The following is an 8,339-nucleotide window of genomic DNA, read 5'->3' as shown; positions in this document are numbered from 1 at the left end:
GCCCCAGCGCGCCTGCCGGGCGCCCCGCCGCCAGGGGCGCCCGGCAGGCGCGGCGCCTCGTTCCATCCTCGCACGCGCGCCGGCCGGGCTTGCGCCCGCGCCTGAAACCCGATCCCCTCGGCCTGCCGCCGTCCCTCTCCCCCGCCGCGCCCCCTGCGCGAGGAGCCTCCCCCATGTCCGAGCCCGTCGCCGCGTCCCTTTCTCCCGCCGCCGCCTTCGCCGGCGAGGACGACGCGGCCCCGGTCGCCCCCCGCTCCATCGAGGAGACCGGCATGACCCGGGAATTCCTCGTCGAGCTGGCGCTCAAGGTCATGTATCGCCGCGGGGTGGAGACGGCGAGCGCGGTGGCGATGGTCACCCGGATCTCGCCGGGCATCCTCTCCGACATCTTCGGCATGATGCGCGACGAGCGTCTGATCGCCACGCTCGGCAGCCTGCGCGCCGACATCCGCGCCGAGATGCGCTTCGAGCTGACCGAGATCGGCCGCCTGCGCGCCATGGAATCGGTCGGCCGCGTCGACTACGCCGGCCCCTGTCCGGTGACGCTCGCCCAGTTCCGCGCCCAGGTCGCGGTCCAGTCGGTGAAGGACCACCGCATCTCGCGCGCCGATCTCGAGGCGGCCTTCGCCCGGCTGGTGACGCCCGAAGGCGTGCTCGACCGGCTGGGGCCGGCGGTGAATTCCGGCCGCTCGATCCTGCTCTACGGCCCCCCCGGCAACGGCAAGTCGAGCTATGCGCACGCGCTGGCCAAGGCGATGGAGGGCGGCATCCACGTTCCCTACGCGATCATGGTCGACGGCGAGATCATCCAGATGTTCGACCCGTCCCTGCACCGGATGATCCCCGAGGACGAGCCCTGGACCCCCAAGGACCTGCTGGAGGAAGGCGCCCCCGACCTGCGCTTCGCCCATTGCGTGCGCCCGGCCGTGGTGACGGGGGCGGAGCTGACCACGGACATGCTCGACCTGCGCTTCAACCCGACCTCGCGCACCTACCAGGCGCCGGTGCATCTGAAGGCGGCGAACGGGGTGCTGATCGTGGACGACCTCGGGCGGCAGCGGCAGACGCCGCAGGCGCTGATCAACCGGCTGATCGTGCCGATGGAGGAGGCGGTGGACTACCTCTCCCTGCAATCGGGGATGAGCTTTCAGGTGCCCTTCGACACGCTGATGATCCTGTCGACCAACATCCCCCCGAACGAGCTGCTGGACGGCGCCGGCCTGCGCCGGATCTATTACAAGATCATGATCGGGCGGCCGAGCCAGGACGATTTCGTGAAGATCTTCCTGCGGGTCTGCGAGGCCCGCGGCGTGGCGGCCCCGCAGGAGGCGGTGCGCTACATGCTCGACGTGCTCTACCCGCAGTCGGGGCTGGATTTCGCCGCCTATCACGCGGTCTACGTGGTGGACCAGTGCATGGCGTCCTGCGATTTCCACGCGATGCCGCGGCAGTTGCGGCCCGATTTCATGGCGGACGCGTGGACCAACCTCTCGATCATCGCCGACGCCTGACGGGGGGAGCCATACGGGGGGAGTCATGCGGCGCCCGTGCCGGGCAAGCCTATGTCTCCGGCCATGAATGGCCTTCGGGGCGCCCCCTCACCCTGTCCCTCTCCCCCGAGGGGGAGAGGGGAGCAGGATGGAAACCTACCCAGAAATCGGCGAGCGTTTCGCGTGTGGCGGGCAAGAGCGCCGGTTTGCTGAGACGGCCCCCAGGGGGGCCTTGTCCGAGCGTGTGCGAGTCTCCGGCCGCGACAAGGCCGAGCCGCCTGCGGCGGTCGCTTCGCGAGCCTTGACCCGCCCGGAGACTCGCGCGCCTGGGTCGCGGGTCGCGGGTCGCTTGTGGCTCCTGGCCCGTGAGGCGTGCCTCGCGTCGCGGCTTTGCGCCGTCCGGCGGGATACGCGGCGTCTCGACCCGCGCCCGGCCGCAACGCCGCGCGGGCGTGCCGGCGCCGGCGGCGCTGCGGTGGGCGCGCGGCTCCCCGGGCGGGGTTCTGGCGTGCCGGGCTTCAGTCGCGGCGGCGCAGGTCGGCGGGGTCGTCGACGTCGGCGAGGCGGTCGGCCAGCGCGACGCGGGCGCCGCTCAGGTTCGCCAGCACATCGGCCAGCGCATGGCGGGTGGACCAGCGGGCGCCTTCGAAAAGCCTGCGCGGCGCCCGGCGGGCGGGGCCGAGGCCGACCAGCCAGAAGCCGCCGTCCTCCGCCGGGCCGAACACCATGTCGGCCCGCCCCAGCGCCCGGAAGGCGCGGGCGATCACCGCGGAGGTCACGTCGGGGATGTCCGCGCCGATCACCAGCACCGGGCCGGGCGGCGCGCCGAAGAGGGCGCGGGCCATGCGCGGCCCGAGGTCGCCGCCCCCCTGCGTCTGCCGCTTCACGCGTCCCGGCAATGCGCGGGAGACGAGGCCCTCCGCATCCGGGCTGACCGCCAGCCGCACCTCCCACCGCGGATCGGCGGCGAGCCTTCGGACCAGCGCCCTGGTCTGTGCGCGGAACCAGCGCGCCGCCTCCGGCGCCCCCACCCCGCGCGCCAGCCGGGTCTTCACCCGACCGGGATGCGGGACCTTCATGAAGATCACCACTTGCGGGCGGGCGGTCGCGCCCCGCGCCCGTCCCTGCGCTAGCCGCCGCCGCCGTTCAGCGCGCATAGCGCCGTGCGAGCCAGGTCGGCGACGCGCCCAGCCGCCACAGGCCGAACGTGGTCAGGTTGCGCCAGCCCCGCCGCATCCAGCCCTGGTCGCGATAGCGCCGCGCCGAGGTCACCGCGTTGGCGTCGAGCTCCCGCAGCGCGGGCAGGCGGCGGACCAGCGCCACGTCCTCCATCAACGGGATCGCGTCGAACCCGCCCGCCCGCCGATAGGCCAGCCGCGACACCAGCAAACCCTGATCGCCATAGGGCAACCCGAAGCGGCGCGATCGGAAATTGGCCCAGCTCGCCACCAGCGCCGGCGCCACCCCCACCGCGTCGAATTCCAGCCGGAACCAGCCGGCGGCGTCGGGCGCCTCGCGCAGGTGGCGGCGCACCGCCTCCGACCAGCCGCGGCTGAGCACGGTGTCGGCGTGCAGGAACAGAAGCCAGTCGCCCTGCGCCGCCGCGGCCCCCCGCGCCAGCTGCCCGCCCCGGCCCGGAGGCCCGCGCACCAGCTCCGCCCCCGCCGCGTCGGCCACCAGCTCGATCCCGTCGACGGAGCAGCCGTCGGTCAGGATCACCTCGCGGATCAGCCCCTCGGTCAGCGCCTCGGCCAGCGCGCCGAGACAGGGGCCGATCTCGCCCGAGGCGTTCAGCGTCGGGATGACGATGGAGAGGGGGGCGGTCATCGCAGCGGATCCAGGCCGGGCCTCATGCGAAGGCCCCTCGGCGCGCCGCGTAGCTCAGCGCCGCCAGCCCGATGACGCCCGACACCGCGAAGCTCGCGGCCAGCGGCGTCACCGTGCCGTCGAAGGCCGCCCCCGCGACCGCCGCCAGCAGCGCGCCCCCGGCGGTGCCCATGAAGGCGATCACCGAGGAGGCCGAGCCCGCCATCGCCCCCATCGGCGCCATCGCCACCGCGTTGAGATTGCCGAACAGGAGCGCGAACATCGCCAGCGACGACGCGCTCCACGCCAGAAACAGCCAGAGCGGCGGGATCCCGTCGAAGAACGCCATGAACACGATCGCCGCCGCCGTGCCGCTGATCGTCCAGGCGGTCAGCCCCGCCCTCGCCATGCGCAGCGCCCCCACCCGCCGCACGACGCGGGAGTTGAAGACCGCCGCCGCCCCTTCCGCGAAAGCCAGCGCCCCGAAGGCCAGCGGCATCAGCGCATGCAGCTCGTAGATGCCGTTGAACACCTGCTCGGCGGTGGCGATGTAGGTGGCGAGCGCGCCGAGCGCCGAGGCGAGCGCCACCGCGCAGGCCAGCGTCGCCGGCGTGGTGACCACCACCCGCATCGCCTGCGCCATCGGGCGCAGCGCCAGAGGGCGGCGACGCTCGGGCGGCAGGGTCTCGGGCAGGGCGCGGGCGAGCCAGAGCGCGGTCAGCAGCCCCTGCACGGTCAGCCAGGCGAACATCCCCCGCCAGTCGGCCAGCGCCATCACCGCCTGGCCCACCAGCGGGGCCGCGAAGATCAGGATCAGGAACCCGATGGAGATCAGCGAGGTCGACCGCGCCATCTCGTCCCCCGCCACCCGGTCGCGCAGGATGGCGTAGGCGAGCACGCGCAGCCCGCCGGAGCCGAGCCCCTGCAGCACGCGCCCCGCCAGCAGCGTCTCGAAATCCGAGGCCGACCCCGCGACCACGCAGCCGACCTCGAAGATCGCGAGCCCCGCGAAGGCGGCGGGCCGGCGGCCGAGCGCGTCCGAAAGGGGCCCGATCACCAGCTGTGAGAACGCCATGCCGAGGAACGAGGCGTAGATCACCCATTGCCGCATGTTCGGGTCGGGCAGGGCGAAATCGTCGGAGATCACGCCGAGCCCGGGGATGATCATGTCGGTCGCGAAGGCGTTGATCGCGATCATCGCCGCCATCAGCGCGATGAAGCCGAGGCTGACCGCGGCCGGAGACGGCCCCGGCGCCGCGGGCAGCTGGCTGGAGACGAGGCCGGGCACATGGCCCGAGACATGGCCGCGGGTGGCGCCGGGCCCGGGCCCGCCCTCTCCCCTCGCGCCCGCCCCCGGACTCGTCCCCGGCGGCGTCCCCGTCCCCGGCGCGCCGGGACGGTGCGCCTGCGTCATCCGACGAAGCCTTCCTGGAAGCGGACCGGCTGGCCGCCGCGCGGCGTGGTCAACTCGCCGTCCCACATCACCCGCCGGCCGCGGATGATGGTCCCCACCGGCCAGCCCTGCACGGTGGTCCCGTGATAGGGCGTCCACTTGCAGCGCGAGGCGATCCAGTCGTTGGTGATTTCGCGCCGGGCCTTCAGGTCGACGATGGTGAAATCCGCGTCGTATCCCGCCGCGATCCGCCCCTTGCCGGCGATGCCGAAGATCCGCTGCGGGCCGGCCGAGGTCAGGTCGACGAAGCGCGCGAGGCTCAGCCGTCCCTTCGCCACATGGTCGAGCATCATCGGCGCCAGCGTCTGCACGCCGGGCATCCCCGAGGGCGAGTCCGGATATGCCTTGGCCTTCGCCTCCAGCTCATGCGGCGCGTGGTCGGAGCCGAGCACGTCGATCACGCCACGCCGCAGCCCGTCCCAGATCGCCGCCTGATGGGTCGCGTCGCGCACCGGCGGGTTCATCTGCAGCAGGTTGCCCAGGCGCGCGTAGTCGTCGGCGTTCAGGCTGAGGTGATGGGGCGTCGCCTCCGCCGTGATCAGGTCCTTGTTCGCCTCGAGGATCGGGAATTCGTCGGCGGTCGAGATATGCAGCACATGCACCCGCCGGTTCTGCGCGCGCGCATGGCGGATCAGGCGGGTGGTGCACATCAGCGCCGCGGTCGCGTCGCGCCACACCGGGTGCGAGGACGGGTCGCCGGGGACGCGCAGCGGCTTGCGCGCCTCCAGCCGGGATTCCTCCTCGGAATGGACCGCGACGCGGCGGCGGCCGTTGGCCAGCACCCGCGCGACATGCTCGTCGGCATCCACCAGCAGCGTGCCGGTCGACGAGCCCATGAACATTTTTATGCCGGCGCAGCCTTCCAGCCGCTCGGCCTCGGCGAGGATCTCCACGTTGTCGGCGGCGGCGCCGAACCAGAAGGCGAAATCCACCGCCATGCGGGCGCGGCCGCGGGCGACCTTGTCGGCCAGCGCCTCGGGCGTGGTGGTGGTGGGGTTGGTGTTGGGCATCTCGAAGACGCAGGTGACCCCGCCGAGCGCCGCGGCGGCGGCCCCGGTCTCCAGATCCTCCTTCGCCTCGGCGCCCGGTTCGCGGAAATGCACCTGGCTGTCGATGACCCCGGGCAGGATATGCAGGCCGGCGCAGTCGATGACCTCGCCCGCGTCGCGCCCGCTCAGGTCGCCGATATCGGTGATCCTGCCGTCCGTCACCGCGATGTCGGCCAGGCCCACGCCGTCATGGTTCGCCACCGTGCCGTTCTTGAGGATCAGGTCGGGGGCGCGGGAGGTGGCGGACATGGGCGGGCTCCATCGGTTCGGGACGGGTCCGTTTAGCAGCGGGCGCGGACGGAGGCGACGCCGAATTCCGCTCGTCCTTCTCCCGCTCGCCGCCGCTCTCGCCGCCGGTCTGCGCGCCGAGCGCCCGGCGGACCGTGCCCGTTTCCGCCAGGCGCCTCCGATTCCTCCGCCGCGCGGGCGCCCCGCTTTCGCCCGCGGGCCGGCCGTCGCGCGGCCCCCTCTCGCAGCCCGCGCCGCCGCACCCTATGTTGCGGAACGTAATCACCCCGGCGCGGAGGACGGCATGAGCGATCTCAAGGGCATGACCACGGCGCGCGCGGTGCTGCGGCTGGCGGGGCCGGAGGCGCGCGATTTCCTCCAGGATCTCGTCACCAACGACATCGCGCCTGCCCGCGACGGCCGCGCCGTCTGGGCCGCCCTGCTGACCCCGCAGGGCAAATACATCTCGGATTTCTTCGTGCTGGACGGCGGCGGCGACGCCCTTCTGGTCGACGCGCCGCTCGAACAGGGCGCCGACCTCGCGCGGCGTCTCGCCCTCTACCGCCTGCGCCGCAAGATCGAGATCGCCGCCGCCGGCCTCGACGTGGCGCTCCTCTGGGGCGGCGACTCCCTCCCCGAGGCCCCGGAGGACGCGATCCTCGTCCCCGACCCCCGCGACCCGCGCCTCGGCTGGCGGCTCTACGCCGCCGACCTCGCCGCCGCCCTTGCTGCCGCCGGCGCCGCCCCCGGCGCGCCGGAAGCCCACGCCGCGCTGCGCATCGCCGCCCGCGCGCCCGAGGCCGGGACCGAGCTCACCCCCGACAGCTACATCCTCGAGGCCGGGTTCGAGCGGCTGCACGGCGTCGATTTCCGCAAGGGCTGCTACGTGGGGCAGGAGATCGTGGCCCGCATGAAGCACAAGACCGAGCTGCGCCGCGGCCTCCTGCGCGTGGCGGTGGCGGGCGAGGCCCCTCCGCCGGGAACCGAGATCCTGACCGAAGAGGGCCGCGCCGCCGGCGTGCTCGGCACCGTGTCCGGGGCGGAGGGCCTGGCGATGCTGCGCATCGACCGCGCCGGCGGGCCGCTGATCGCCGGAGACGCGCGGCTGACGGTGGTCGCGGACAGCTGAGCCCGCCTCATCCCGTTGGCGTGCGGGGCGAGGCCGTATCCTGCGCAAGACCCGGAAATGGCGCGCGGTCGGGTCGGATGCCCCGGCCCCCGGAAAGCGGGAGGGGCGAGCCCTCAGCCGCTTTCCGCCAGCAGCGCGCGCAGGCCGGCGCGGTAATCGGGATGGCGCAGCTCGACGCCCAGCTCCTCGCGGATGCGGGCGTTGGAGGTGCGCTTGCTCTCGGCGTAGAAGCTGCGCGCCATCGGGGTCATCTCGGCCGCTTCGAACGGCACTTCGGGCGGCAGGGGCAGGCCCAGCAGGCGGGCGGCCTCGGCGATCACGTCCTGCGGCGGGGCCGGGTCGTCGTCGCAGACATTGTAGGCCCGCCCCGGCGCCGGCCGCGCCATCGAGGCCCGCACCACCGCCGCGATGTCGTCCACATGGATGCGCGAAAACACCTGGCCTTCCTTCACGATCCGCCGCGCCGTCCCCTGCCTGACCTTCTCGAACGGCCCCCGCCCCGGCCCGTAGATCCCCGCCAGCCGGAAGATGTGGACCGGCAGGCCGTGGTCGCGATGCAGGGCGAGCCACGCGTCCTCCGCCGCCATCCGCCACTGGCCGCGACGGGTGGAGGGGGCGCGCTCGGCTTCCTCGTCGATCCAGGCGCCGTCGCGGTCGCCATAGACGCCGGTGGTGGAGAGATACCCCACCCAGTCGAACCGGCCGGCCCGCGCCGCGATCTCGGCCCCCGCGGCGCGCAGCACCGGGTCGCCCGCCTCGTCCGGTCCTGCGGAGATAAGGATGTGGGTGGCGGCGTCGAGCGCCGGGGCGATGGCCTCTCCCGGCGCGTCCCCCGAAGCGTCCCCGGGCCAGACCAGCGCCTCGACCCCCTCGGCCCGGATCGCCTCGGCCTTTTCGGGGGAACGGGTGGTGCCGATCACGCGCCAGCCCTCCGCCACCAGGTCGCGCGCCAGGCGCCGGGCCGAATAGCCGTGGCCGAAACTGAGCAGGGTGGGCATGTCCTCGCCTCCGGTGTAGGTGTCGCAGCCACCCGGATGTAACGGAGGTTTCCCGCCGATGCGATGCGCCCCGATGCTGGCCCGCGCGCTGGTCCTGGCCGCCGCGGCGCTGACCGCGGTCCCCGGATCGGCCGCGCCGGCGAATTCCGCCGCCCCGCTGGCGGCCCCGGCGCCCCCCGCCTCGCC

The 8,339-nt window shown here is 73.9% G+C and carries 7 protein-coding genes; 2 read left to right on the top strand and 5 right to left on the bottom strand.

Annotated elements, in window-relative coordinates:
- Window positions 1-173: 173 nt before the first annotated feature.
- Window positions 174-1,511 (top strand): AAA family ATPase, encoded by a 1,338-nt coding sequence (locus ACTB72_RS18800; RefSeq protein WP_463038545.1) that lies wholly within the window; start codon window positions 174-176, stop codon window positions 1,509-1,511.
- 497 nt (window positions 1,512-2,008) lie between these two features.
- Here the strand turns inward: ACTB72_RS18800 and ACTB72_RS18795 are convergent, their stop codons facing one another.
- From ACTB72_RS18795 to ACTB72_RS18780, 4 genes are all read right to left on the bottom strand, one after another.
- Window positions 2,009-2,569 carry a TIGR04282 family arsenosugar biosynthesis glycosyltransferase gene (locus ACTB72_RS18795; protein ID WP_463038544.1) on the bottom strand — a complete coding sequence of 187 codons (561 nt, stop codon included), beginning with the start codon at window positions 2,567-2,569 and terminating at the stop codon, window positions 2,009-2,011.
- Window positions 2,570-2,636: 67 nt separating this feature from the next.
- Entirely contained in the window at window positions 2,637-3,317 is a 681-nt protein-coding gene (locus ACTB72_RS18790) for a TIGR04283 family arsenosugar biosynthesis glycosyltransferase (RefSeq protein WP_463038543.1), read from the bottom strand.
- 22 nt (window positions 3,318-3,339) lie between these two features.
- Window positions 3,340-4,710, bottom strand: coding sequence for an MFS transporter (locus ACTB72_RS18785; RefSeq protein ID WP_463038542.1), 1,371 nt, complete (start codon window positions 4,708-4,710; stop codon window positions 3,340-3,342).
- Window positions 4,707-6,047: a dihydroorotase gene (locus tag ACTB72_RS18780; protein WP_463038541.1), complete on the bottom strand. Its 1,341-nt coding sequence runs from the start codon at window positions 6,045-6,047 to the stop codon at window positions 4,707-4,709. The genes ACTB72_RS18785 and ACTB72_RS18780 overlap by 4 nt, the downstream gene beginning before the upstream one ends.
- A gap of 283 nt (window positions 6,048-6,330) precedes the next feature.
- Here ACTB72_RS18780 and ygfZ point away from each other — a divergent pair, with 283 nt between their 5' ends.
- Complete coding sequence (gene ygfZ, locus ACTB72_RS18775; RefSeq protein ID WP_463038540.1) at window positions 6,331-7,155, top strand: CAF17-like 4Fe-4S cluster assembly/insertion protein YgfZ; 825 nt, start codon at window positions 6,331-6,333, stop codon at window positions 7,153-7,155.
- A 113-nt stretch (window positions 7,156-7,268) separates the two neighbouring features.
- Here ygfZ and ACTB72_RS18770 read toward each other — a convergent pair whose 3' ends face one another.
- Window positions 7,269-8,153, bottom strand: coding sequence for an SDR family oxidoreductase (locus ACTB72_RS18770; protein ID WP_463038539.1), 885 nt, complete (start codon window positions 8,151-8,153; stop codon window positions 7,269-7,271).
- Between the last annotated feature and the right edge of the window lie 186 nt (window positions 8,154-8,339).

The sequence above is a fragment of the Albimonas sp. genome, assembly GCF_055129145.1.
This window is presented reverse-complemented; position numbering and strand designations above follow the sequence as displayed.

Excerpts from the sequence above, each read along its gene's own strand:
- ACTB72_RS18780 (WP_463038541.1), bottom strand. The coding sequence starts at position 6,047 with ATGTCCGCCACCTCCCGCGCCCCCGACCTGATCCTCAAGAACGGCACG.
- ACTB72_RS18785 (WP_463038542.1), bottom strand. The coding sequence starts at position 4,710 with ATGACGCAGGCGCACCGTCCCGGCGCGCCGGGGACGGGGACGCCGCCG.
- ACTB72_RS18800 (WP_463038545.1), top strand. The coding sequence starts at position 174 with ATGTCCGAGCCCGTCGCCGCGTCCCTTTCTCCCGCCGCCGCCTTCGCC.
- ACTB72_RS18770 (WP_463038539.1), bottom strand. The coding sequence starts at position 8,153 with ATGCCCACCCTGCTCAGTTTCGGCCACGGCTATTCGGCCCGGCGCCTG.
- ygfZ (WP_463038540.1), top strand. The coding sequence starts at position 6,331 with ATGAGCGATCTCAAGGGCATGACCACGGCGCGCGCGGTGCTGCGGCTG.
- ACTB72_RS18790 (WP_463038543.1), bottom strand. The coding sequence starts at position 3,317 with ATGACCGCCCCCCTCTCCATCGTCATCCCGACGCTGAACGCCTCGGGC.
- ACTB72_RS18795 (WP_463038544.1), bottom strand. The coding sequence starts at position 2,569 with ATGAAGGTCCCGCATCCCGGTCGGGTGAAGACCCGGCTGGCGCGCGGG.